The organism is Solitalea agri, from assembly GCF_023914155.1.
GTDB lineage: Bacteria > Bacteroidota > Bacteroidia > Sphingobacteriales > Sphingobacteriaceae > Solitalea > Solitalea agri.
The window spans coordinates 51,269-77,363 of the sequence record NZ_JAMWYS010000058.1; the positions used below are offsets into that span (position 1 = coordinate 51,269).

The window sequence follows — 26,095 nt, forward strand, 5'->3', positions numbered from 1 at the left end:
CCTTTAGGCCAAAAGTGCCTGATCAATATCGGCAATAAGATCATCTATATGTTCCAGGCCAACAGAAACTCTTAACAAGTTTTGAGGGGTTTTCGTGTCAGGGCCTTCTTGTGAAGCACGATGTTCAATTAAACTTTCTACTCCACCTAAACTCGTAGCCTGCATAAACAACTTGGTGGTGTTAGCCACTTTAATAGCTTCTTTGGCCTCACCTTTAACTTGAAACGATAACATACCTCCAAACCCATTTTTCATTTGCTGTGCGGCAACTGCGTGATCGGGGTGAGAAGGTAAGCCTGGATAATACACTTTTTCAACCTTTGGATGTTGTTCAAGGAACTTAGCCAGTGCCATTGCATTTTCACAATGTCCTCTCATCCGATACGGTAATGTTTTTATTCCCCGCAGGGTTAAATAACAATCAAACGGTGAAGGAACACCACCTCCCAACAGTTGCACCATCTTAATTCTTCCAAAGAAATCATCATTCTTTTTAGCAATAATGGCTCCGCCTAAAACATCGCTATGCCCATTAATATATTTGGTTGTTGCATGCATTACGAGGTCAACGCCCATATCCAACGGACGCTGAATACAAGGAGTAGCAAACGTATTATCGACAGCAGTAATTATATCATGCTGTTTAGCTAGCTCAACCACACGGGCTATATCGGTAATCTTCATCAATGGATTTGAAGGTGTCTCCATCCAAATGAGCCTTGTATTTGGCCTGATGTGATTTTCAATTTCATTAAAATCAATAAAGGTCACCCACATTTTTAATTCGACAAATATGTATCGAAGCTGAGTACGCAGGCCATGATACATATCATCGGGAGCGATAATATGATCACCGGGCTGTAAGGCCTGAAAAACCGCGAATGCCGCTGCTGAACCTGAACCAAAAGCCAATGCTGCTTCACCGCCTTCCAATGCTGCCATACAGCTTTCGAGTTGCTGACGATTAGGGTTATTATGTCGGGTGTACATAAATCCTTTGGAATAACCCAAGTCTTCATCGCGCAAAAAGGTGGTTGATAAGTTGATAGGAGAGGTTACTGCACCTGTAGCACTATCAGGATGATTGCTGGCATGAATGGCTAATGTCTCTATTTTCATATTAGAAATTATTGTATTAATTAAGCTAATAAGGTAGTTTAAAAAGCCTAAATTTAATAAAGAATCAGCATGTGGAAACTGAAAATCGCACGATCGATGTACTTTCTTCAGATTTAAATGAAGTGTTGGCTTTATTATCTGGCGATTGCAACAACGAACATTTGCATACACTACGCATAAAACTCAAAACACTTAAAGCTTTATGCCTATTGTACCAACATCACCTAAATAATCCTGATGCTAATCAATCCCTCTTTAAGCCTTTTAAAAAACTCTTTAAGCATGCCGGTAGATTACGAGATAATCATCAGCTCGAAAAACACCTGAAACATTATTTTTCTGAAGAAAATGAACTAATAAACGACTTGCATGAGCATTTATCGTATGAACGTCATGAACTTAAAAAGAAATTTATTGAAAAAATAGACAATTATAATGGGGCCGAAGCACTAGGAACCTTAAATAAACTCGCTGACTATATTGAGGATCCAACGACAATTGATACTTTAAATAAAGATTTAAAAGTATTTAGTATCAACAAATTGAATATACAGGATAAATTGTTGCATGGACCCGACAAAGAACAACTGCATCATATTAGGGCGCAACTGAAACATGTTTTACTATTACGTAAACTGTTTCATAGAACTTCAGCTGATAAAACCACTGTTGAGCATATTGATCATTTGCAGGAAGAACTAGGAAAATTACATGACTATGAGCTACTTTATAAGTTTGTTACAAAGCATATAGAAGAAGCGGAGCAAGACCTGGAATTAAGACATAGAATACTGAATCTCAATATTTTTATAGAAAAACTACGAATCGATTGCCTTAAAAAACTGTCTATACTGAATACTAATTCACTTGTTTAAAAACAGTTTTTAGAGTTTTGATGTTTCCATTGACATAGTCAACATTGTTTACTATTTAAAGGTAATGTACATTTGTTGTATCCACTAAACCGTTTAAATTTCTTTTTAGGCTTAGAACCTATTAAAGGTTTTCTATTTTTGTCAAAATTTAATACATGAGATCTGAAACACAACTCGACATACTTTTAGCAGATCCGCATCTTGCTCCCGAACTAAAGTGCATTGCCCAAAAAGTAAAGGATAACCAACGCATTACATTTGACGAAGGTGTATTACTTTATGAAAAAGGTGATCTTGGCTACTTAGGAACGCTTGCCAATTATATCAGGGAGAAGAGACATGGCGATTTCACGTATTTTAACCGCAACTTCCATATCGAACCTACCAATCTTTGTGTATATGATTGCAAGTTCTGTTCATACTCACGTTTAATAAAACAGCGTAGCGAAGGGTGGGAATTCACCATGGAAGACATGATGAATGTGGTGAAAAAATATGACGGGCAACCCGTTACTGAAGTTCATATTGTTGGAGGTGTGTTACCGCAATATGATTTTAAGTTTTACACCGAATTATTCAGTGCAATTAAAGCACATCGTCCCGAATTGCATGTTAAGGCCTTAACGCCAGTAGAATATCATTATATATTTAAAAAGGCAAAACTTAGTTATGCTGAGGGTATGCGCCTGATGAAAGAAGCCGGATTGGAATCAATGCCAGGCGGTGGTGCAGAAATATTCCATCCAGAAATTCGTGAGCAAATTGCTGCCGACAAATGTACAGGTGAACAATGGCTGCAAATTCATGAAGAATGGCATAAACTGGGAATGCGCTCAAATGCCACCATGCTTTATGGACATATCGAAAAGTATTGGCATCGCATCCATCATTTGGATGAACTTCGTAAGCTGCAAGACCGCACAGGTGGATTCCAAACATTTATTCCATTAAAATTCAGAAACAAAGACAATCAAATGTCGGATGTTGCGGAAGTTTCTGTAATTGAAGATTTGAAAAACTACGCTGTAAGCCGTATTTACCTCGATAATTTCGATCATATCAAATCGTATTGGGCAATGATTGGTCGCGTGACCACGCAGCTTTCATTAGCTTTTGGTGTTGATGATATCGATGGGACTATTGATGATACGACCAAAATTTACTCAATGGCCGGCTCAGAAGAACAGCATCCTGCAATGAGTACCCGTGAACTGGTTGATCTGATCAAGCATGTGAATCGTCATCCTGTTGAACGTGATACCCTTTACAATGTGGTAACGGATTATAATAATTATGATTTCAGCCTCGAAGAGAAAGAGGCTGGATTTATTGCTTTGCCAGTAATTAATGAAGGCATTAATTAGAAGAAATACGAAGGTAGAAGTACAAAATACAATTTAAGAAGCATCAAGATTGCTTAGTGATGACAGGAGACCATGGACTATAAACCATGGTCCATGGACAAAAAATATATGAAGGAAATTTTTATGAATCACCCAGCGTTTCAAGAAGGGGATGTGGATGTTCAAAACCGGGATTACAAGAAGATTCTGTACGTTGTTCGTCATGGCGAAACCGACTACAATCGCAGTGGAGTGGTTCAGGGACGTGGAGTTAATACCGATTTGAATCAATTAGGTCGGGAGCAAGCGCAGCTCTTTTATGATTCATATAAACAGATTCCATTCAATAAAATTTATACATCAACTTTAAAACGTACCCACCAAACCATGGAGCCTTTTATCACTAAGGGATTACCTTGGGAACAGTTTGAAGGTTTTGATGAGCTGGATTGGGGCGAGAATGAGGGAAAACCTTATAAATCAGACGTTATTGACAGTTTTACTGCTGTGACTAGCGCCTGGACAGAAGGTAATTATGCAGTTAGGTTTACAGGTGGAGAGAGCCCATTAGATGTAAGTCACCGCCAGATGGAGGCAATGAAGCATGTTATGAGGAAAGAAGAGGAAAAGAATGTCCTTATCTGTATGCACGGCCGTGCCATGCGTATTTTGCTTTGCGGTTTACTGAATATTGAGTTTAGGTATATGGACAAGTTTATCCATCAAAATACATCATTATACACACTTGGTTACGACGGGGAACAATTTGAATTAGTAACTTTTAATTCATTGGCCCATTTGGAGAAATAGTAGGATGGAAAAATTAAGAGTTTCGGCAGTTTCATATACTAATACTAAACCATTTTTATACGGACTGGAACATTCTAACGTACTGGATAAGCTTGAGCTTTCGTTGGATATTCCTGCCGATTGTGCCCAGAAACTGATAGATGATAAAGCAGATGTGGGTTTGATCCCTGTTGCTGCTTTACTTCGATTGCCTTATTACGAAATTATTGGCGATTACTGTATTGGTGCTACAGGGGCCGTAAATTCAGTATTTATATTCAGTGATGTTCCTGTTCAGCAAATCAGTACCATTTGTTTAGACCCACAGTCACGTACCTCAAATAACCTGGCACGCATCTTAATGAAGAAATACTGGAACATTGATCCGGTGATTTTACAGGAAGGCGAGGCTGATGCTCAGGTTTTAATTGGCGACAGAACTTTTGGTCGTAAACAGGAATTCAACTACGCCTATGATTTAGCCGAAGAATGGATGAATTTTACAGGTTTGCCATTTGCATTTGCCGTATGGACCGCCAATAAACCTGTTAATGAACAGTTAAAGGCCGAACTAAACAAAGCCCTTGCTTATGGTGTTGATCATAGGGTAGATCTATTGAAAACAATGGATAAACGTGCTGATTTTGATATCGACGATTACCTGTTGCATAAGATAGATTATGTGTTTGATGATAAGAAGCATCAGGCCTTGAATTTATACCTCGAATTCCTGAAAGAAATTGATCATAGTTTGATCAGCGCAGTTTAATTTAAAATCCGGTTTATGTCGAATGTAGAACAAATACGCAACACTATAGAACCTTTGCGTCAGCAGCTTATTGAACATCCATTATATCAGAACATTAAAACCATTGAGCATTTACGCATTTTTATGCGCCATCATGTTTATGCGGTTTGGGATTTCATGTCGCTATTAAAAAGCCTGCAACAAAATCTTACTTGCACCGAAGCACCATGGAAACCAGTTGGCTCGGCAGCAACACGTTACCTGATCAATGAGATTGTGACAGGAGAGGAGAGCGATGTAGATGAGCAGGGTAACCGTATAAGTCACTTTGAGTTATACCTCGATGCCATGAAACAGGCAGGTGCCGACAAATCGCAGTTAAAATTCTTTTTAAAATGCGTAACCGGTATTTATTCAGTTACTAATGCTCTTCGCACAGCTGAACTACCCAATTCGATACAACAATTCGTGAATTTCACTTTCGATACCATTGCCGAAGGAAAGCTGCATACACAAGCGGCCGTTTTTACTTTTGGTCGAGAAGACTTAATACCCGATATGTTTATTTCCATTCTACGAGAATTGGATCAACAACATCCTGGCGAAATCGGCATTTTCAGGTATTATATTGAGCGTCATATCGAAGTAGATGGTGGTCATCATGGCCAATTAGCTATTCAAATGACCGAGGAGCTTTGTGATGATGATGATAAATGGAAAGCTGCAGAAAAGGCTGTAATTGCTGCCCTAAACTCGCGCATCAAGCTGTGGGATGGTGTACTTGCCGAGATCAAAAAGACCACTGTTCTTGTGAGTTAATATAGCTTATCCTAAAAATATACCTTAGGTACAGAGGCTCGTTACTTTATTGTAACGGGCCTTTTGATTTTTAAGGCTAAATCTCTCCCCAATTTAGATATTGGATAAAATAATTAATTCGGAGTACTGAAAACTTGTAAATAAATCCCATAAATGAAGGCTAAGTGCAACACTAGAAGCAGTTGCATAACAGTTATTAAATAAGCCCTTGAAAATTGGTCACACAACTTTCAAGGGCTTTTTGCTTTGAAAGCACTTATTGAAATCGCATAGTAACCGCTGTTGAGTTTTTGTTTTCACCTTGTTTCATAAATAAAAAAACGGTAAATTTTTAAAGCATTAGCATACAGTTAATTACAAAACCAACTCTATGAAAAAGTTCTATCTAACTCTGCTTATAAGTTTTATTTATCTGAACCTATTTGCCCAAGAAGAACCTAAACCTGAATTTGAAATTGCGGGACAGATAATGACTGATATGGGATATAATTTTAACCAAATTAATCCTGATTACTTTGATGTTATGCGTCCCACACAATTGCCGGCATTTAAAAACCAATATGGCAGTGACGGCAATGTTTTTTTTAGTGCCCGTCAATCATTCCTGGATTTTAGAAGTAATATACCAACTCGTTTGGGTAACCTTTCTCTCCGTTTCGCATTCGATTTATTTGGTACAGGCACCGATGTAGGCCGAACGACATTTCACATGATTTTCGCTTATGCTGAATTAGGAATGATAGGCTTCGGTCATAACTGGAGCTTATTTAGCGATATTGAAGGATATCCTAATGCGATTGAATATTGGGGGCCGTCAGGTTTAGCATTGTGTAAAAACGTCCAATTACGTTTTATTCCACTTAAGGGTGCCAATAGATTGGCTTTTGCGCTAGAGGGCCCAGGAGCAAGTGCCGACCAAGGGAAATATCGCGACAGGATTGAACTCCAGGATGTGGAACCCAAATTTAATTTACCCGACCTATCGGCCGAATTTCGTATGACACGTAAGTGGGGCTATGCCGAGTTAGCAGGTATATTACGCAAAATTGAATGGGTGGATCAGGGACAACTGCCATTGGACTTAAGTGGTAACGCTGTAGGCTGGGGCCTAAACCTTAGCACTAATCTCAAGATAGGCAAAAACGATTTGTTTCTGGGACAAGTAGTTGTTGGTGAAGGTATCGAGAATAATATGAATGATGCCCCAACGGATATAGCTATCAAAGATAATCCAGGAAACCCCAATACTCCTTTTAAAGGAGTTCCCTTACCAGTCTTCAGTTATTCAGCATATCTCAATCATCGGTGGAATGAACGTTTAACCAGTATAATTGGCTTTTCTTCCGTAATTATTGATAACACCGATGGGCAAGAGGCCAACGCTTATCACCTAGGGCGTTATGCCAGCACCAATCTTTTGTATACCCCCATACCAAATCTAACGGCAGGTGTTGAGCTCCAGTGGATCAACCGTGATAATTTTGATGATGGTTGGACAACATCAGCCACTAAAATTCAGGTTAGCTTTAAGTATTACTTCAGGCATGTGTTTAATAAAAGTAAAGATTGAACGAAGGTTGTATTGGTAATTTAAGCCAAACTATAGATATTCGGCAGAGTTGAACAATAAGCATATCTTATGGACAATGGATCCATATGGATAAACGTATATTTCTGCATGAAGTGTCTTAAAATAGTACTGTTAGCAAGCTTGCTTTCTTTTTTTAATATAGCCTTTGGTCAAATTATTAAGAAAGATAAGGGTAAAGTAAATAATCAAGAATTCTCATTCACTTACATTGAACCTACTCAAGAAATAAAAGGTGTTCTCTTACTTTTACCTGGCTGGGGAGAAAGTCCTCAAAGTATCTATGAAAAAACAAAGCTTCCTTATCTTTTAGGTGAAAAGGGGTTTGTTACAATTGTGCCTGAATTACGTCAAACTTTATTTGCTGATGATTACACCATTTCAGAATTAAATGCAATCATCAAGATTCAATCCAAACGGTATGGCTCAAATGATCTCAATCTCATTGTTGGAGGCTTATCGGCGGGGGGCGCAATAGCGATTAATTATGCGGAATATGTTTTAAAAACAGATACAACTATAGGGCTAAAAGCTGTATTTGCAATAGACCCTCCCTTAGATTTAAATCGGATTTATACTTCTGCAGAAAATAAGATCAAGTATAACTGCAAAAACAGGTTAATACGAAAAGAAGGTTCTTTTATCAAAAACCATTTACTTCATACTTTACAAGGTTCTCCTAAAGAAAATCCGGAGGAGTATTTAAAATATTCTGTCTATTCAGCCAATGCACTGGACGGGGGCAACGCAAAAGTTTTAAATGAACTACCCATCCGACTGTATAGCGAACCTGATTTGGACTATGTGCGGAAAACATATTGTGATGAATTGCAGTACGAAGATATTAATGCAATAGACTTGGAAAAACTAAGTAAGTTCCTTGCAAACATTGGCAACACCCGATCAGAATACATCACTACAAAAGGAAAGGGTTTTCACAGTTGGAATATTCTTGATCCATCTAATTGTGTAGATTGGATTTTATCAATCTGTAACGAAACTTCGGGGAAATAATAGCCTAACGTTTGGCAAAGTAAAGCAACCCTACACCAAGGTAGCTTTAGAAACAATTTAGACTTACGAAAATACCAATAACTAGCTATCTAACAGGTAGTTATTTTTATTTATTATATTTACTTATACTTCGCTTCTGCTAACAAGACCTACGCACTGATCGAACAATCACAAAACGTTAGAGGTACCCAAACAACACTTCAATAAATGCCATGAAAAAAATTTTATCCTTCGCAGCATTGATTGTTTTATTTAATTCGTGTCAGCATGCAACAGAAAATAATGGGGACATGAATTTATCGGCCCTAAACAAGCTAAAAGCAGGTAATGAAAGATTTGCGGAAGACTCTCCGGTTCATCCCGATGAAACCTTAAAAAGAAAGCAAGAACTTAAAAAAGAACAACATCCGTTTGCCGTAGTGGTAAGTTGTTCAGATTCACGCGTTCCGCCTGAATTAATCTTTGATCAAGGGCTTGGCGATTTGTTTATTATACGTACGGCAGGTAATGTAATTGGCACTTACGAGGTTGGAAGCATTGAATATGCCGTTGAACATCTGCATTGTAAATTGGTAATTGTTTTGGGTCATCAAAGCTGTGGAGCAGTGAAAGCATTTCTTGAATCAAAAGGGGAAAAACATCAGGATCATATTCAAAGCATTGTTGATTATATAGGTTCTGAACAAGAGGTAACATCAATTGTTGACAGCCTTAAAAAAAATCCACTTCTTGCAGTCAAACTCAATGTTAAACATGGGGTGAAATTGCTTAAAAACTCAACCCCGGTATTAAAACCGCTTGTCGATAAAGCTGAACTAAATATCATAGGAGCTTACTATAACCTTGATAATGGAAAAGTAAGCTTTGAAGAGTAGTATACAACCTTCTAATAAGGCCTGGCAAATCAAAAAACCATTAATATCTTTATGCATTATAGGGAGAGCCGTTCTGAAAGAACATGATAAGCAGCCCTTCATGTTCAATTTTGAAAGCTATTCGTAATTTCACCTTAAAAGAACTAATGAAAAAATTCCCATTATTAATTATGCTCATCCTCTTTTCTTGTAAAAAGGATGACAATAATTATACAAAAAATGAAGCTTTGGTTAATATTATCCAAACTACGATACCTCAAAATGGCACTGTTTCCAATAAAACAGAAATTGGAGCAATGGCTCAAGCTGAGAATGGATGCTATCGGGACATCAAGTTTAAACTTATTAAAGTTGCTGATTTTCAATATACATTAAAAGCATATGCAACATTTGAGTCTTATGGTGCATGCCCTGAAGTGCTGGTTAATGGAGATACTACAATAAGTTTTATTCCGGAAAAGAAAGGAACTTATCAATTTACTATCAATGAGCAGCCTTTCAACATTAAGGTCGAAACATTAATTGTGAATTAAACCCCATGCACAACATTCACTTATCTCAAACATTGGCACCCTTTGTTTTTCATTTAACGCCCTCCACCAATTCTTTTTTTTGTTCATGAACTTCTTCTCTACGTGCTTGCATTAGCTTGTAAGAACAATAATATTTCAATACGTTCCGTACGTAGGTAGTGGTTTCCAAACCTATTTTTTCCGAAGCTATAATTTCAACGTTGTTAAGCCACACATTTGGGTTTAACCCACGTTCTATTGCGATTTTTCGTAAATCGGCAATCCTATAAGGACCCGCATTATACGATGCGAATGCAAACAGCGATCTGTTCACCTCGTCGAATCGGGCATCCTTAAAATACTTGGTCATCAGTATATTCATGTATTTAGTTGCCGCATGTATATTATGTTCTGTAATATAGATACTCCCAACCTTCATGGATGCTCCTGTAGCAGGCATTAATTGCATCACGCCTACAGCCCCTGCTGGGCTCCGCTCACTCTGGTCAAGCGCCGATTCCTGGAAACCTATCGCCGCCAGCATTAATGGATCAAATTCATATTGCTTTCCATATTTCTCAAACAAAGTCATGATTTCGCTATATCGTTTTGTGTTTCCTGAATTTGTGGGATCCTGCAAATGTTTAACCTTGCTGTAATATTTTTTTAAGCGATAAGGCATGTTTCCCATTCGTCGCTCAAAATTGTAGTAAAAATCCTTCAACTCGGCAGTAAGAAGAGGACTGTTTTTACGATATGCACAGCCAATATATGCGTTGGTACGCACAGCGGCATGTTTATTCAATCGAATATTAGGCAATACCTGCACCCACATTTCTGCCATCCAATCGTCTACAACTATTGCCGGAATAATACCTGCATCGAGCATTTCCATTAAATCTTCATCCTCCAGATCTTCAGACACCAGTTTTAAAACTACTGGGGCTTTACCTTTTAAACGGAATGTTTTATTAAGTAATTGCAGGCTTTCATAATAGCTAGAAGATTTGCGTACATAAATGGTCATTCCTGAAAGCTGTTCTACAGTCATAAGGGGTTTATCTTGCTTGCGCGTGAGTACAATTTCAGTTACGCTCCCTTGTTCTTTAGGAGCCATAAAATCAACCTGAAGTAATCGATTTTCGGTGGCGGTGAGATTTCCTGCGGCAATGTCACCCAAACCCTGAACAAGGTGTTCAATCAATTGATCGCGGGGAGTGGGATAAAAAACAACAGTGAAAGGAACGTCATCACCTTGCTTACGGTATTTCCGGTTAATGAATTGTTCAAATTGCCTGAAATTATCGGCAGTTATGCCACTTTCTTGCCCTTTATCATTAAAAAAAAGTGTCCGACTATAGGGAACAAGTACCCTGATGATGCGATGCTTCTTCATCATATCAAAATCGCCTGTATATACTTTTTGAACCTGGCGTATTACAGCGAGAGCACTATCAATTGGTTCTGATTTGACATCGGAAACCGTTTTTTTCTCAGCCTTGTTGGCTTCACGATTACAGGAACTTATAACAAGAATGAGTAGTAATAAAATTCTAACCCCGCAAAGATCTATCGTAAATATTTTACAAGCCGGCAGTGAAAACAGCTTGGCTATATTTTTAATTAATTGGCTGGTTAAAAAGAATACAGGCAGCATGCTAAAAACCAATAACTGCATGAATATTAGTACGTTACACTAAGATAGCTAAATAAGAGAATTTCGACAATGGACTTTTCAAAGTTTCATTGGTAATAACTTAATCTCAAAATACCCTATTGAAATTTAACATATGTTTTTAGGGATTTAGATCTATGAAATTAAGTGACAATTTTTTTTAACAGTAATCTCGATCCGCCCAGGTAATTTTTTGATGTGGATCAATCTTATCCATTTTAGAAGCGAATAGCTTTGACCCAAATTAATTACTGTGTTAGCGTTCAATAGGTTTGCTATTGTTCGTAAGTTAAATATCTAATCATTGAAGTATCTAAATCCAACATTAGGAAGAACCACCTGGAAATGTTTTGAAATCATTAAATCCCTGATTATTCTCCTATAGATTTTCCGGGACTCCGTTTGATTTGGTATATTAAAGATAAATTAATCAATTATTATAAACGCCTAACAGCTAAATACATACAACAATGAAGAAATTCCTTTTAATATTTTTAGCGGGAGCGATGAGTTTATTAAGTCAACCATTGTTTGCTCAGGAGGAGGAAGGTAAGGAACTTGGGTTACCTGGTGACAACCTCGATCTGTATGCTGTATTAGCACTCTTCCAAAAGTCAAAAACTATTGAGGACTTTGAAAAGCAATTAAATGCAGAAAAAACAGGAATCAACAACCTTGATTTGAACCTGGATAAAAAGGTCGATTTTATCAAAGTGGTTACTAAGAAAGACGGCGATTCGTTTACATTTATACTTAGGGTGGATGTGACAAAAACTGAAAGTCAGGATGTTGCTGTTATTTTAGTGGATAAAAACAAGGATAAAAAAGTATCCTTACAAATTGTAGGAGATGAAGAGTTATACGGAAAAAACTATGTAATTGAACCAAGTAAAACAGATACTCCTGCTCAAACTGCCAATCCGGCCTATAAAGGGGCTGATCCGGTTACTGTAAGTGCTCCGGCTACAACAACCGTTGTGGTCGAAACTCAACCAATCGTTCAATATGTTTATTCGCCTGCTTACGTACCCTATTATCCACCGTATTATTATGGGTATTATCCACCATACTTCTTTGCCTTTTCGGTAATGGCAGTTGGCATTTATCGACATAACAACTATTACCATCATCATGGTTACTACGGAGGGCACTATGGCGGTGGTAATACGGTAATTATCAATAACAGGAATAATTTCAATAATTATAACAACAATAAAATGCGGTCTAATACCGTGAATAATAACGTTAGGAATAACAAATACAATAGTGGCACTAACAGGGGAAACAATCGTACATCTTCAAACCGCCCTTCAGCAGGAACTTCAAATCGCCCTTCCACTGGAACCTCAAACAGGGGACCTTCTGCATCAACACGTCCATCAACTGGAACAAGTGACAGGTCATCAACACGTCCATCCACCGGCACAAGTAATCGTGCGTCAACAGGCGTTTCTTCACCTTCATCACGACCTTCATCTAGCTCTACAATGGGCAGCGGTCGTACCAGAAGTGGAGGAGGAGCAAGTGGCGGTGGATTCTCAAGAGGTGGAGGTGGTGGCCGCCGACGTTAAGTAAGCTTATTAAAACATTAAAAAAGAATGGCTGGTGTAGGCCAGCCATTCTTAATACAATTATATTAAATTATTGGACTCCCTGATCAGAAGCGCTCATATCCCTCACACTTACGTATTTTCCATTTCTTTTTTCAAAAAGACTCATATAATTACCACTATTAACAACCTGGCTAACCGAATCAGTAACTTTGAAATAACCGATTTCTACCACCTGATTACCGTCACTTGATACAAACACCTCCTTGGTTGTAAACGAGATTTTGTTGGTGCTTTGACCCACATCAGACTTTAAGAAATTAACAATAGCATCTTTCCCAACCAGCGGAGCTCTGTTTTGAAAGAAGGAGGTAGCATCGTCAGCGTAATAACCTATGTTTTTAAGTTCTCCAGAATTATAAGTGGCGGCAAATTCATCTTCTTTTGCTTGAATCTCTTTTTTTATCTGTTCTTTGTCGATTACTACTGCTGCAGGCTCCTCTTTTTTAGGACTACAGGCAAATAGTATAGCAATCATGCCGCCCAGAACTACTCCTTTTAAAGTTTTATTTTCCATAATTAAATTATTTTTGTTTAGGTATTAAAGGAAACCTTATACTTAAAAATAACATAAAAATCGGATATCTTGAAGGCTAATTGTTTATAAAATTATCTGAAAATCAAGTAATAACTGAAGTTGGGTTGACAAACAATCCACTAAAAACTCAAGCCATGAATACACCTTTAAATTACCTGGAAATAAACCGTCAATCGTGGAACAATAGAACCGACACTCATTTAAATTCAAGCTTTTATGATCTGGCAGGTTTTCTGAAAGGTAAATCATCACTCAACGAAATAGAATTGGATTTATTAGGTGATGTTACTGGGAAAACCATTTTGCATTTACAATGTCATTTCGGTCAAGACAGCATTTCATTGAGTAGGATGGGAGCCAAGGTTACGGGTGTTGATTTGTCGGATAAAGCCATTGAAAGTGCAATGCAAATTGCCAAAACCACCAATTCAACTACAACTTTTGTTTGTTGTGATATTTACGATTTACCAAACCATTTATCTACGCAATTCGACATTGTTTTTACCAGCTATGGCACCATTGGCTGGTTGCCTGATTTAGATAAATGGGCAAAAATCATTTCCACCTTTTTAAAACCTAATGGACAGTTAGTGTTCGTTGAGTTTCATCCCGTTGTTTGGATGTTCGACGACAACTTTGAAAAAATAGGCTACAACTATTTTAATTCGGGACCTATCATCGAAACAGAAAGCGGAACCTATGCCGATAAATCTGCCCAAATCACCCAGGAATATGTAATGTGGAACCATGGTCTAAGTGAAGTAATCAACAGTTTGCTTGCAAACGGATTGGAGTTGCAGTCGTTCAATGAATTTGATTATTTACCTTATAACTGTTTCAATAGAACAATTGAGGTGGCTCCTAAGAAATATAGAATAGAGCATCTTGATAATAAAATTCCTATGGTTTATTCCATTTTGGCAAAGAAGAAAAACAATCGATAAACCAAACGGTCAATTCTCCAAAATCTTAAATAAATATTTTTTCAGAATAATTTGCGTAGTCAAATAACTACATATATATTTGTAGTCAAATAACTACGCAATGAATTTAAGAAGAGATGTCTTTCAGGCTATAGCTGACCCAACGAGGAGAGCCATACTGGTGCTGGTTGCTACACAGTCGATGACCGCTGGTGCCATCGCTTCGAACTTCGATACTGCAAGACCGACCGTATCAAAGCATTTGCAAATACTTACCGAATGCGAACTACTCAAGCAGGAGCAAAATGGTAGGGAGATTTACTATCATTTGAATCCTCAAAAAATTAAAGAGATAGCCGATTTTATTGAACCCTTCTGCAATATGTGGGACGACCGGTTTAACAAGCTGGAAAACATCATGAAGAACTACACATCAAAAAAACAATAAACTATGGAACGTAAAACGAAGATTGATGCCGAAGATGGCAAACAAGAAATAATGATTACCAGGGAATTTGATTTGCCTTTGGAGCTATTATTTAAGGCCTATGTAGAACCCGAAATTGTAGAACAGTGGATGGGAACGAAAGTGCTGAAACTTGAAAGCAAAAAGCACGGCAGCTGGCAGTTTGTAACCACCGATCACCAGGGAAACAAACATGACTTCAATGGGGTGATTCATGAATTTGTTCCTAACCAAAAGATCACGCGAACATTTGAAATGGAGAATACTCCTTTTCCGGTTCAGTTGGAATACCTGGAGTTCGAAAAGCTTACTGACAACACAAGCAAGCTTACAATCCAGATAGTCTATAAATCAATTTCAGACCGTGATCAGATGCTGAAACTGCCTTTTGCCCAAGGTATAAATATGGCGCATAATCGTTTACAAGATATTTTTACTAAACAAAAATAAACAACCATGGAAAAGAATAGCCCAAAAGCCGGAAAGGCTGCTAAAATCACTTATTGGATTGCCACAATATGGCTTGCTTTAGGAATGCTATCAACAGGAATTGTTCAATTTATCAAAGTGAAAGAACAGACTGATATGATGAATCACCTCGGTTATCCTGTTTACTTTCTGACAATTATAGCCATTTGGAAGTTCCTTGGTGTGATCGTTGTGCTACTACCACGATTCCCGCTACTTAAAGAATGGACGTATGCCGGTTTCTTTTTCGCAATGTCAGGAGCAGTGATCTCTCATTTAGCATGTGGAGATGGCTTTAAGGAAATTTTTGGACCTGCATTATTAATAATACTGATTGTAGTATCTTGGTATTTCAGACCTGCTAATAGAAAAACTATTTCATCCCATAAATATACCTTAAAACCACTAGGCGTAAGTACTAATTAAACTTACCCTGATCAATAAAAACAGATACACATGAATCCTAAGGTTGATTTTTTCTTCAATAAAGCCGAGCAATGGCAGCAAGAGTTAGACAAGCTAAGAATGATTGTTCTTGATTGCGGATTAAATGAAGAATTGAAATGGGGCTGCCCTTGCTACACCTTGCAGAACGACAACATCGTTTTGATCCATGCTTTTAAAGAATATTGTGCGATTTTGTTTTTTAAGGGAGCATTATTAAGTGATCCACACAATATGCTGATTCAACAATCGCAAAATGTACAAGCGGCACGCCAAATGCGATTTACCAGTCTCATCGAAATAATAGAAAAAGAATCTTTCATTAAAAGCTATATCCATCAAGCCATTGAAGTGGAAAGGGCTGGTTTAAAAGTTGATTTTAAGAAGACGAGCGAGTACAGTGTTCCTGAAGAATTCCAGCAGAAATTAGATTCAATGCCTGACCTAAAAGAAGCATTTGAAGCATTAACTCCTGGTCGTCAGAGAGGGTACCTGCTGCACTTTTCGCAAGCTAAACAATCCAAAACACGGGAAGCTCGAATTGAAAAATACATGCAGCACATTTTGAATGGAAAAGGACTCGATGATTAGTGATGTTTTACTGTCGAAAAATGGGAGTAAGGCATAATAACACCACGAAAAAGGATTTACACATTAAGTTAAAGTTGTAATCAACCTATCTAACTTTAATAACCTAAAAAAATGAACCACTTGAATAACACCAATAGACCAGATAAAGAATTATCGCCAGAGCAAAGTGAAGAATTGCTCAAGGTACTGAAGGTACGTTTTGAGAAAAACGCCAATCGCCATAAAGGTATTGAATGGGCAAGCGTACAGGCTCGGCTGAATGAAAATGTCGATAAGTTATGGTCGCTGAACGAAATGGAAGCAACTGGCGGTGAGCCTGATGTTGTTGGGTTAGATTCAACTAGTGGGGAATACATTTTCATTGATTGTTCGGCTGAGAGCCCTAAGGGACGCAGAAGCTTTTGTTACGACCGCGAAGCGTTAGACGCAAGAAAAGAGTTTAAACCTCAAAACAGCGCAATAGATATGGCTGCATCCATGGGAATTGAACTTTTAACAGAAGAACAATACCGTGAATTACAACAACTGGGAAAATTCGACACCAAAACATCAAGCTGGGTAAAAACACCTGATGCCGTCAGAAAACTAGGAGGTGCTGTTTTTTGTGATCGACGTTATGACACAGTCTTTTTATATCACAATGGTGCCGAATCTTACTATGCAGCAAGAGGGTTTAGGGGTTCATTAAGAGTTTAATCCCCCCCTAACCCCTTCTTAATAAGGAGGGGAATAAAAAACGCCTTCTTCCTTAAAAGAGGGCGTTCCTAAGCGCACATTATAAGAAAAAATTTCTCTATTCACTACTCACTGTTTATTACACACTACTCTTTTACTGCACCATACGGGTCAGGATATCAGTATACACTTCCTGTCCTTTACAGCCAATCAATACTGAGCTTTGATTTTGGGAAATAAAAACTGCAACAATGAAAATGCTGCAATAGCTAAGAGGTTTAATTATTCTCTGGAAATCCTGTCAAATACGTAATGTTCATGTACAGATTATTCCTGACTTTTCCTGCTTTCCATTTATAATTATTGTCAACTTCTTGTACGATTTTTAATAAATCCCCCGGCTGATATAATCTCAATATTGAAACTACTCCATCCCAAATTGTACAGAACGGAATAACAGGAATGATGTATGTAAAAAAAATCCTGGATAACTTAAAGGGTTTAAAAAATGGAGTGAATAAGAAAAAAGCAATTGGATGGAAGATGATGATAATAACAATAGTTAATAAGCTTTTATCACTGCCATCGAATATTGCTATGGGGACCTTAGCTTTTATTGCATCTTGAATAACTGACTTTATGGTTTCCCTTTCAAAATGGTGTATCGCCGAATACATGGTTCGCACACCTACAAGTTCTGTTGGGACCTCCACTGCGTCAATAGATGATTCAATAAACTCAATATTGTTTGGTAAACGTTTCTTTATAAAATTAAAAGCTTCCTTGTTTGGAAACTTATCGGTAAGTATAAAACGCACTTCGAGAGCATGCTCGTCCTTTAAATTCTTAATAACTGATTCAATTGGGCCACCTCCTCCAGAACATAGATCCACACAGTAATTTACATGGGATTGACTCAAACAGTCATATAATAATAAAGTAGTAGGCCTATAGAAATTTGTAGTATTTAGAACGTACCTCAGATAATCAGTCATACTTTCCCGAATAAAATTCGGAAACCATTTTTGATCTTCAAACTCAAATACCTGCATCATAACCAACCCGAGCGTTTAAAAATTAAGTAAAGCGTTAGGCAAGAGCCCAGGGTTAAAGCCAATGCTAAGGGATACCCATAATGCCAATGCAATTCAGGCATAAAACTGAAGTTCATTCCGTAAATGCCGGCAATCATGGTGGGAACTCCTATAATTGCTGCCCAGCCTGCAAACTTTTTAGATATTTCATTTTGAGAAATGGAAATGAGGGAAAAATTGGCCTCCAAAGCGGTGGTCAGTAATTCGCGGGTATTGTCAACCATCTCGTTTATCCGTACCGAATGATCATATACATCGCGAAAATAGGGTCTTGTATCTTCCTGAATTATTTCCGAATCGAACCGCATCAACCGGTTGCAGATATCAGTCAAAGGGGAAACCGCATGTTTCACTGCAAGCAGCTGCCGTTTAAGGTTGTAAATCTGGGCAGTAGTTTCGCGCTTATAGGTTTCATTAAAGATTTTCTCTTCCAGTTCCTCTAATTCCTCAACGAGTGCTTCAATAACCGGAAAATACTGATCTACAATGGCATCCATTACGGCATAAAGTGCAAAACCGGGGCCTTTTCGCAATAATTGAGGGGTACTTTCACAACGGTTACGCACCTCGGTGTAAGACAGGGAGCTACCGTGTCGTACCGTGACAATAAAATTATTTCCAAGGAAAAAGTGGGTTTCACCAAAATCAATTCGCCTTTGTTCATTGTTGATTTGAGCAGTACGCAGAACGATGAAAAAGGTATCACCATAAGGCTCCAACTTTGGACGTTGGTGGGCACGATGCGCATCTTCAACGGCAAGCTCATGTAAACCAAATTCGCGCTGCACCTGACTCAATAACACCTCACCAGGCTCATGAAGTCCGATCCACACAAATTGATCGGTTTGTGTAAGGGTTTGGCCAATTTCGTTTAGCTCAATGTTAGCCACCCGCTTGCCATCCGCATATGCCGCACAATTAACGATAGAGCTCATCTTTTAGCATTAATCTAATTTACTAAAAAGACCTTAATTGATTTTGAAATTTAGGGGTTAGGCTGATATAACACCCAAACTTTTAATCTTTACTGATCGGAATTAACGGTATTCTTTATGATATTTGAGCCTTTGTAATAAACCCTGATACCTGATTATGACATTAACCGAACGCGACCTAAACGTTATCTGGCACCCATATACCCAAATGAAAACCGCTCAACCGCCCATCCCAATTGTTCGGGGTGAAGGTTTGTACCTGATCGATGAAAATGGAAAACGGTATATGGATGTAGTGGCTTCCTGGTGGGTAAATATTCACGGACATGCTCACCCCTATATCGCACAAAAAGTTTCGGAACAGTTGAACACGCTGGAGCATGTGATCTTTGCAGGTTTTACCCATCCTTCGGCTGTTGAATTGGCAGAGCGATTACTTCAAATTATATCCAACAATCAAAACAAAATATTTTATTCCGATAATGGTTCCACCGCTGTTGAAGTGGCATTGAAAATGGCCTTTCAGTTCTGGTATAATGGAGGAAAACCAAAGAAAAAGGTTCTTGCTTTTCAGAACTCTTACCACGGCGACACTTTTGGCGCCATGTCGGTAAGCGCTCGAAGTGCCTTTACACAAGCGTTTGAAGGTTTATTATTTGATGTAGAATATATCGATCTTCCTACCCATGAGAATTTGACTGATCTTAAATCTCAAATCACAAGTTTAAAATCTCAAATATCTTCTTTTATTTTCGAACCATTAGTTCAGGGAGCAGGGGGGATGATCATGTACGAAGCAGAACCCCTAAATGAACTGATCCGCTTTTGTAAAGAGCAGGAGATTCTGATCATTGCTGATGAAGTAATGACCGGTTTTGGACGTACAGGAAAGCTTTTTGCCTCAGAATACCTAACCGAACAACCCGACATGATGTGTTTTTCGAAAGGCTTAACCGGAGGTACCATGCCGTTGGGCATAACATCATGCACTCAACAGATCTACGACCGATTTTTGTCGGATGATAAATTAAAGACCCTTTTTCACGGTCACTCATTTACAGCCAATCCGGTGGCTTGCGCAGCTTCTTTGGCCAGTATGGATTTATTGCTAGATCCCAAAACACTTGAACAAATCCAGATGATTTGCCGGCAGCATGAGCTTTTCAAAAGCAAGATCGAAAATCATCCAAAGCTTAAAAATGTTCGACAAACCGGAACCATTCTAGCCATGGAATGGGAGGCAGGAGAAGGAACCTCCTACTTTAACACTATTCGCGACCGACTGTATTATTTCTTTCTTGAACATGGAATCATTATGCGTCCAATGGGCAATGTGATCTATTTGTTGCCGCCTTATTGCATCACCACCGAAGAATTGAACTTTGTTTACAGCAAAATTGAAGAGGCGTTATGGGTTGTATAGTAAACATTTCGGACTGTGGTAGTTATATTCCCTAGATTATATGATTAAATTAATTTCAGAAAAAGACCTAAAAAAAGTTGTTGAAATTGAGAATCAACTTTTGTTAAGGAATAATACTTTCCCTAATAAGTTAGTTAAAAAAAGATTTAAACATAATATCTTTTTTTCAGAAGGATTTCTATTTACATCAGAGTTTTTTGATCTTTTGTGCCAAAATTCTCTCAATGATAATTGCTTTTTGGTTTTAACTAATAATACAAAGGACGAGGTTTTTAGATTTGATCTTAGCACGATTAAAACTTCACAAGAATGGAATGATTTTTTTAAAGGAAAATTTCATGAAAATATTTATTCACTAGACTTTCTCTATTTTCACTTTTCCACTAATATATTTTTATATGGAAAAAATGAAAATTGGGCTTACTATCACTCTCCAGATAATCCGAATGTCCTATTTTTAAATTTTTCTTTAGAGCTTTCGGAAACTTTAAAAAGTAAGGTTATACCTGCCATGTCTATTTATGATGAGATAGGTTGTTGTTATGATGAAAAAGAAGAAAAAAGACTGAAGAATCTTTTTAAAGAACACTATCTCTGAGGTAGTGTCTTGTTTTCTCCCACCTCGCGCGCGTTTGTAACATAAAATAGAACCTAAAACTTGAGTACTGTTACTGTGACAAATACTTATAAAATCAAGGCTCTTGGACAGTCTATAGACTTTGATTTTATTTTCAATCCGAAGTGACGCTACGCTAAACACTTTGGATAACGATGGAAATGAATAGCGAACAGTATAAAGAAACAAAAAAAGATATAAAAGCCTCATATAATAGTCGTGCAAGTGGTTATTAAAACTTAAGGTATGAAAGAAACAATTTTTACTAAGAATAAAGCTTTAATTCTTACTGTTATAGGGATTTACCAAATAACAGGTGCAGCCTTTGGAATGTATAATTTAATTTTATCGTTTTCAAATGATCCAGCTAGTACGAATAACCAAAAGATTGTATTTGCACTTCCCCTTTTCTTAATGGGATTAATTGCAGGAATCACTCTACTATTTAATAGACAAGAGTTTATAAAACTGACCTACATAAATCAAATATTACAAATCATTCAGATTAAGTTTTCTGGCTTTGGTTTTTTTTATGTTGCAGGAGGATATATTGCAATAGGATATCTTAATGAAGGGATCGGAAGGTTTACACATGATCTAAGCTTGTTTATGGGTGCATCTGTGGTTAGATTAAATATAGAAGATTATTTTATGGTGCTTTTTAACGTAATCCCCTTGCTGGTAATCTTCTTAATTAGAAAAGCTACTTATCAACAAAAAACAGTTTTTGAAAATATTGAGCATTAATTGGGGTCTGTTCATTTTCGCCTCCATCCCGATAGCTATCGGGAGATAGACCGAATATTCACGATCCCGGTTCAACCGGGACGCCCAGTTTGCCCACTGACCATACCACACAAAGCCGAAACTGGTCAAGGGTCCTTATGTGAATATTGAATGGTTTTGCTCTAACGAAGTGGTTACAAAATAGTCAGAGTCTTACAAATAGTATAGCAGAATGGTGGGTTCAGAGTGGTATATTTTCGATAACAATATTAAAGAATAATTAAAATGAAATATCTGGTGTTTTTTGTTTTTTTATTGATTTCCTATTTATTGTCAATTTTCTTGATGCATCTATTGATAGATAGATCTACATTTTCATACGTAACTTTCAATTTGGTGGTAGGAATTATTATGAGTATAGTTGGAATAATAGCTTTTTTACTACTATATCGCAACCAAGTTGAAAGTCTTGAAAAGAATTATTCCATATTTAAAAGATATTCTTTCTTGCTTATTAGAGTAATATTTGCAGTATATGTTATCTCTATAAATTTTACCGATGGGATTTTCTATAGAATTATTCTTGATAGTCTCAGGAATTCTAAGGGAATAAAAATGAAATCCAAATTAGCCAAAATTGATTATGTAACTATAGGTACCAGTAAATCTTCAAGAAGAATTTGGTACAGCTTTAATGTTAATGGGAAAAAAATTACTGGTGATAAAACAAAAAGATTTGATTTATATGTAGGTGATTCGATAAAGATCTTATACGATGAATCTCTTCCTTTTTTAAACTTAGATGCTTCACTTATTAATTAAAGAATAGTTACCCCAGCTCGCGCGCGTTTGTAACACAAAATAGAACCTAAAGTAAGAAGCTCGAGTACATGCTCGAGCTTTATTGCTTTATAGTATAAATTGTATTTTCGGCAACAAGTTACCTATGACAGATACTTATAAAATCAAGGCTCTTAAACAGTCTATAGACTTTGATTTTATTTGCAATCCGAAGTGACACACAGAGCTAAACACTTCGGATAACATGAGGAAATTTATTGTTTAAATAGTATGAAATTTATTAGAGAAGTAATAATTAAACATGATCCTTCGATTGAAGAGCTTATATCTTGTTTTGAATGTATAAAAGAAAATGGTGATGTTGTGGTTATAAAATTTGATGGAGAAAGGACCCTAAATCAGTATACGGTATTTGTTACATTCCCAAATGATCCAACTAGAGAAATGATTAGATCTGACGATAGTGACTTAAGAACAGCTTTTGTTAAAGTTTTAAGGTTATATCTAGAATAGGAAATAAATTATGTTTTTTCATAAATAGGTTTACCCTTGGTTGTTTTAAGTCCGATCGACTTTCAACTACAAATGAAAATGAGGGTTTCCGTGTTTGTTCCATTTATTGTTCAAACGCTATTTCGATGATAGTCTATCCTGGAGTTCTTAATGGTCTTCAGGCTTTTTTATTTAGAAAGCCAGTATTTACATTGAAATCCAGTCATTTATTAACCCTATTTTATTTATCAGAATATAACTGTTGATTTTACACCTAAACAGTTAATTCTTATGATTAATTCAAAGTAAAATATTTCTATTTTTCGGCAAAATTTTGAGTTTTCTACTACTATGTCTAGAACGTTATTAAGGCTATTTTTAATCATTTCGTTAAGTGTAAATCTTTCTAATTATGCACTTGCCAATCAAAAAATTGTAACAGGACCTAAGCCTAATTGGTTACGACCTTTTAATGAGCAATCGGCTACCACCAACAAAAACCAAATTAGCGATGGGTATTATCTAAAGCTATTTGAGCAACAAATACATGTAGATAAGAAAACCGCATATATGCATTACATTTCTGAAATTGTTTCGCAAAGTGGTGTTCAAAATGGCTCACAAGTTTCAGTACAATACAACCCCTCATTTGAGAAACTGATTTTTCATAGTTTAACTATTAAACGAAACGGTGAGGTAATCAATAAACTAGATCCTGGAAAGTTTAAGATCATTCAAAATGAAGAGGATTTGTCTCTTTTTATGTATTATGGCTATTACACGGCCTACATTATTTTAGATGATGTTCGCAAAGGAGATCAGATTGATTATTCTTATTCAATAATTGGAGAAAATCCAATCTTTCAGAATAAATATTCCAACGATTTCTATTTTAAAGGATCAAGTCCGATTTCTAATTTATTCATAAGTCTGCAGTTTAACCCTGAGCGAAAACTGAACTTCAAGTCGTTCAATAATGCTCCACAGGCAAAAATCACCAAGCAAAACGGAACCACATGTTATGAATGGTCGAGTTCTGCTGTTGCACCAAGTATATCGGAAGAATATTCACCCGTTTGGTATAACGATTTACCTCATATACAGGTAGCTGAATATGCCAATTGGGATGAAGTTGTTAATTGGGCAATTAAGCTAAACGACTACAACAAACCAGTTTCTAAAGAGCTTCAAAAGAAAATTGATGAGCTTAAGAAAGTGAGCAAAGATCAAAAGGAATATGCTCAAAACTGTATCCGATTTGTGCAAGATGAAATAAGGTACATGGGCATTGAGATAGGCGTCTATTCTCATAAACCGAATGATCCATCGATTACTTTCAAAAACAGACACGGAGACTGTAAGGATAAATCACTCTTGCTCTGTACGTTACTAAAAGCCAATGATATTCCGGCATATATGGCTTATGCCAACACCTACTCACGTGAAAAAACCCGGGAGTTTTTGCCCTCAGCAACAGTATTTAATCATGCTGTGGTAGTTGCTGAAGTTATGAATGCTTCGGTGTTCATTGACCCTACAATTGCCAATCAACGTGGAGATTTATTTGGACTGGCCTTTCCTAACTATGGCTTTGCCCTAATAATTAAGGAGGGCAATCAAAAGCTTACTACTATTCCTAAGTTATTGCCGGGTTTATGTTCAGTGAAGGAGGAATTTAGACTTGGGAAGAAGAACTCGGAAGCAATTTTAAGTATTGTTACCCAATATAAGGATAATACGGCCGATGAGGCTCGTGATCGTTTTGCCAATGAAAGCACTTCAGAGCTTGAACAGAATTACTCCGAATATTACAGCAAGTTATATGGAGGTTTAGAGGTAGTTGAACCGTTGAAGTTTACTGATGATCAGGAAAGCAATACGTTTACAACCTACGAAAAATACAGGATCAGGGATTTTTGGAAGACTGACAAGGAAACTAATCTCCTTAAAAGTAAACTCTATGCATCTGCGATAAAAGATCAATTACCGATAATATCCAATACGGCCCGAAAATCGCCCATTGCGTTAAACTATCCTTATTATTTGGAATACGATATCAATATTGAAACGCCATCACCAATTTCTGTTGACAATAGTATTGTTTCAATTGAAAAACCAGAATATCGATTTAGGTTAAATCCATGGGCCTCGGGAAACTTTATAAACTTACATTACTCTTTTGAAACATTACAAAACAGCGTTTATCCGTACAAAATTGAAGAATATTTAAAAGACGTAGAGAACATCTATGATAACCTGGAATATACGCTTACTTCTAGTCCTAAAGGAGTTATTACTAACTCAATCAGTTGGAGTTGTATAATAGTTACCATATTAATCTTAGGTGGTCTTATTTATTTTGCTCTCAAATTGTACCGCTATTCGTTACCTTATTCTCATGATAGTTACGAAGATATTCTTCCGATTGGAGGATGGCTAATCTTAATAGCTATGGGATTATGTATTAACCCATTTTTATTGATCTTTTCAATGATAAATGATGGTTATTTTACTAGTTGGAATAGCCTTTCTCATACGAACTGGTCAACAATCACACTTTTTATTTATGAGTACGTTGGTCGTCTGTTCTTTATTGTCTTTTCAATATTGTTATTGCCGCTATTTTTCAAACGTCGGAATACTTTTCCAAAAATAATGATCATCTTTTTAGGATCTAATGTCGCCTTTTTGATCATTGATGTTTTAGCAGGTTTAATTATTGCGCCTCAAAATAATAGAATATGGGAAATCGTTCAATCAAGGGAGTTTATCTCACAAATATTAAGAGCTGCGATATGGATTCCTTATTTCATTTTTTCTTCCCGTGTAAATTTTACTTTTGTCTATCCGCATCCTGATTTTGAGCAAGAGGATTTAGAAACAGAAGAAACAGGAAGTGAGTTAGAACAACTTAATTAATTATTTCCCTTTGCCCA

The 26,095-nt window shown here is 37.0% G+C and carries 27 protein-coding genes; 22 read left to right on the plus strand and 5 right to left on the minus strand.

The annotated features are described in order from the left end of the window. Nucleotides 1-3: 3 nt before the first annotated feature. Nucleotides 4-1,119, minus strand: coding sequence for a trans-sulfuration enzyme family protein (locus tag NF867_RS16270; RefSeq protein WP_252589452.1), 1,116 nt, complete (start codon nt 1,117-1,119; stop codon nt 4-6). 71 nt (nt 1,120-1,190) lie between these two features. Between NF867_RS16270 and NF867_RS16275 the strand changes: the two genes are divergently transcribed. From NF867_RS16275 to NF867_RS16315, 9 genes are all read left to right on the plus strand, one after another. After that, entirely contained in the window at nt 1,191-1,994 is an 804-nt protein-coding gene (locus tag NF867_RS16275) for a CHAD domain-containing protein (protein ID WP_252589453.1), read from the plus strand. Between the two features lie 155 nt (nt 1,995-2,149). Continuing rightward, nucleotides 2,150-3,358: an aminofutalosine synthase MqnE gene (gene mqnE, locus NF867_RS16280; RefSeq protein WP_252589454.1), complete on the plus strand. Its 1,209-nt coding sequence runs from the start codon at nt 2,150-2,152 to the stop codon at nt 3,356-3,358. A gap of 93 nt (nt 3,359-3,451) precedes the next feature. Then, entirely contained in the window at nt 3,452-4,147 is a 696-nt protein-coding gene (locus NF867_RS16285) for a histidine phosphatase family protein (protein WP_252589455.1), read from the plus strand. 4 nt (nt 4,148-4,151) lie between these two features. Further along, nucleotides 4,152-4,895, plus strand: a complete 744-nt coding sequence (locus NF867_RS16290) for a menaquinone biosynthetic enzyme MqnA/MqnD family protein (protein WP_252589456.1) — start codon at nt 4,152-4,154, stop codon at nt 4,893-4,895. A 15-nt stretch (nt 4,896-4,910) separates the two neighbouring features. Beyond that, a complete protein-coding gene (locus NF867_RS16295; protein WP_252589457.1) occupies nt 4,911-5,693 on the plus strand; it encodes a DUF3050 domain-containing protein in 783 nt (260 codons plus the stop codon). Nucleotides 5,694-6,063: 370 nt separating this feature from the next. After that, nucleotides 6,064-7,263: a DcaP family trimeric outer membrane transporter gene (locus NF867_RS16300; protein ID WP_252589458.1), complete on the plus strand. Its 1,200-nt coding sequence runs from the start codon at nt 6,064-6,066 to the stop codon at nt 7,261-7,263. Between the two features lie 108 nt (nt 7,264-7,371). Then, a complete protein-coding gene (locus tag NF867_RS16305) occupies nt 7,372-8,295 on the plus strand; it encodes an alpha/beta hydrolase (protein WP_252589459.1) in 924 nt (307 codons plus the stop codon). A 212-nt stretch (nt 8,296-8,507) separates the two neighbouring features. Next, nucleotides 8,508-9,170 carry a carbonic anhydrase gene (locus NF867_RS16310; protein WP_252589460.1) on the plus strand — a complete coding sequence of 221 codons (663 nt, stop codon included), beginning with the start codon at nt 8,508-8,510 and terminating at the stop codon, nt 9,168-9,170. Nucleotides 9,171-9,316: 146 nt separating this feature from the next. Further along, nucleotides 9,317-9,703 (plus strand): hypothetical protein, encoded by a 387-nt coding sequence (locus NF867_RS16315; RefSeq protein WP_252589461.1) that lies wholly within the window; start codon nt 9,317-9,319, stop codon nt 9,701-9,703. A 49-nt stretch (nt 9,704-9,752) separates the two neighbouring features. On the opposite strand, the gene NF867_RS16320 is transcribed toward NF867_RS16315, so the two are convergent. Continuing rightward, nucleotides 9,753-11,360 (minus strand): MltF family protein, encoded by a 1,608-nt coding sequence (locus tag NF867_RS16320; RefSeq protein WP_252589462.1) that lies wholly within the window; start codon nt 11,358-11,360, stop codon nt 9,753-9,755. A gap of 467 nt (nt 11,361-11,827) precedes the next feature. Here NF867_RS16320 and NF867_RS16325 point away from each other — a divergent pair, with 467 nt between their 5' ends. Further along, on the plus strand, nt 11,828-12,928 hold the full coding sequence (locus tag NF867_RS16325; RefSeq protein ID WP_252589463.1) for a hypothetical protein: 1,101 nt from the start codon (nt 11,828-11,830) through the stop codon (nt 12,926-12,928). A 70-nt stretch (nt 12,929-12,998) separates the two neighbouring features. Here NF867_RS16325 and NF867_RS16330 read toward each other — a convergent pair whose 3' ends face one another. Further along, nucleotides 12,999-13,484 carry a YybH family protein gene (locus NF867_RS16330; RefSeq protein WP_252589464.1) on the minus strand — a complete coding sequence of 162 codons (486 nt, stop codon included), beginning with the start codon at nt 13,482-13,484 and terminating at the stop codon, nt 12,999-13,001. 155 nt (nt 13,485-13,639) lie between these two features. On the opposite strand from NF867_RS16330, the gene NF867_RS16335 reads away from it, so the two are divergent. The 6 genes from NF867_RS16335 to NF867_RS16360 all read left to right on the plus strand — a co-directional run bounded on the left by NF867_RS16335 (nt 13,640) and on the right by NF867_RS16360 (nt 17,093). Then, the gene (locus NF867_RS16335; protein ID WP_252589465.1) at nt 13,640-14,449 is read left to right on the plus strand and encodes a class I SAM-dependent methyltransferase; all 810 of its coding nucleotides are present in this window, start codon (nt 13,640-13,642) and stop codon (nt 14,447-14,449) included. A gap of 100 nt (nt 14,450-14,549) precedes the next feature. Next, complete coding sequence (locus NF867_RS16340) at nt 14,550-14,876, plus strand: ArsR/SmtB family transcription factor (RefSeq protein WP_252589466.1); 327 nt, start codon at nt 14,550-14,552, stop codon at nt 14,874-14,876. 3 nt (nt 14,877-14,879) lie between these two features. Continuing rightward, a complete protein-coding gene (locus tag NF867_RS16345; protein WP_252589467.1) occupies nt 14,880-15,344 on the plus strand; it encodes an SRPBCC family protein in 465 nt (154 codons plus the stop codon). A gap of 6 nt (nt 15,345-15,350) precedes the next feature. Beyond that, nucleotides 15,351-15,788 carry a DoxX family protein gene (locus NF867_RS16350; RefSeq protein WP_252589468.1) on the plus strand — a complete coding sequence of 146 codons (438 nt, stop codon included), beginning with the start codon at nt 15,351-15,353 and terminating at the stop codon, nt 15,786-15,788. A gap of 30 nt (nt 15,789-15,818) precedes the next feature. Continuing rightward, entirely contained in the window at nt 15,819-16,397 is a 579-nt protein-coding gene (locus NF867_RS16355) for a YdeI/OmpD-associated family protein (protein ID WP_252589469.1), read from the plus strand. Nucleotides 16,398-16,508: 111 nt separating this feature from the next. Beyond that, the gene (locus tag NF867_RS16360) at nt 16,509-17,093 is read left to right on the plus strand and encodes a DUF4256 domain-containing protein (protein WP_252589470.1); all 585 of its coding nucleotides are present in this window, start codon (nt 16,509-16,511) and stop codon (nt 17,091-17,093) included. Between the two features lie 257 nt (nt 17,094-17,350). Here NF867_RS16360 and NF867_RS16365 read toward each other — a convergent pair whose 3' ends face one another. After that, nucleotides 17,351-18,127: a hypothetical protein gene (locus tag NF867_RS16365; protein ID WP_252589471.1), complete on the minus strand. Its 777-nt coding sequence runs from the start codon at nt 18,125-18,127 to the stop codon at nt 17,351-17,353. Beyond that, nucleotides 18,124-19,101: a magnesium/cobalt transporter CorA gene (gene corA / locus NF867_RS16370; protein ID WP_252589472.1), complete on the minus strand. Its 978-nt coding sequence runs from the start codon at nt 19,099-19,101 to the stop codon at nt 18,124-18,126. The genes NF867_RS16365 and corA overlap by 4 nt, the downstream gene beginning before the upstream one ends. A gap of 157 nt (nt 19,102-19,258) precedes the next feature. Here corA and bioA point away from each other — a divergent pair, with 157 nt between their 5' ends. The 6 genes from bioA to NF867_RS16400 all read left to right on the plus strand — a co-directional run bounded on the left by bioA (nt 19,259) and on the right by NF867_RS16400 (nt 26,078). Beyond that, complete coding sequence (bioA, locus tag NF867_RS16375; RefSeq protein ID WP_252589473.1) at nt 19,259-20,524, plus strand: adenosylmethionine--8-amino-7-oxononanoate transaminase; 1,266 nt, start codon at nt 19,259-19,261, stop codon at nt 20,522-20,524. A 40-nt stretch (nt 20,525-20,564) separates the two neighbouring features. Next, complete coding sequence (locus NF867_RS16380) at nt 20,565-21,122, plus strand: hypothetical protein (protein WP_252589474.1); 558 nt, start codon at nt 20,565-20,567, stop codon at nt 21,120-21,122. Nucleotides 21,123-21,386: 264 nt separating this feature from the next. Then, nucleotides 21,387-21,887, plus strand: a complete 501-nt coding sequence (locus NF867_RS16385; RefSeq protein ID WP_252589475.1) for a hypothetical protein — start codon at nt 21,387-21,389, stop codon at nt 21,885-21,887. Nucleotides 21,888-22,277: 390 nt separating this feature from the next. Further along, complete coding sequence (locus NF867_RS16390) at nt 22,278-22,688, plus strand: hypothetical protein (RefSeq protein WP_252589476.1); 411 nt, start codon at nt 22,278-22,280, stop codon at nt 22,686-22,688. A gap of 249 nt (nt 22,689-22,937) precedes the next feature. Further along, nucleotides 22,938-23,180, plus strand: a complete 243-nt coding sequence (locus NF867_RS16395) for a hypothetical protein (RefSeq protein ID WP_252589477.1) — start codon at nt 22,938-22,940, stop codon at nt 23,178-23,180. A gap of 330 nt (nt 23,181-23,510) precedes the next feature. Then, nucleotides 23,511-26,078, plus strand: coding sequence for a DUF3857 domain-containing protein (locus tag NF867_RS16400; protein WP_252589478.1), 2,568 nt, complete (start codon nt 23,511-23,513; stop codon nt 26,076-26,078). The last annotated feature ends 17 nt before the right edge of the window (nt 26,079-26,095 follow it).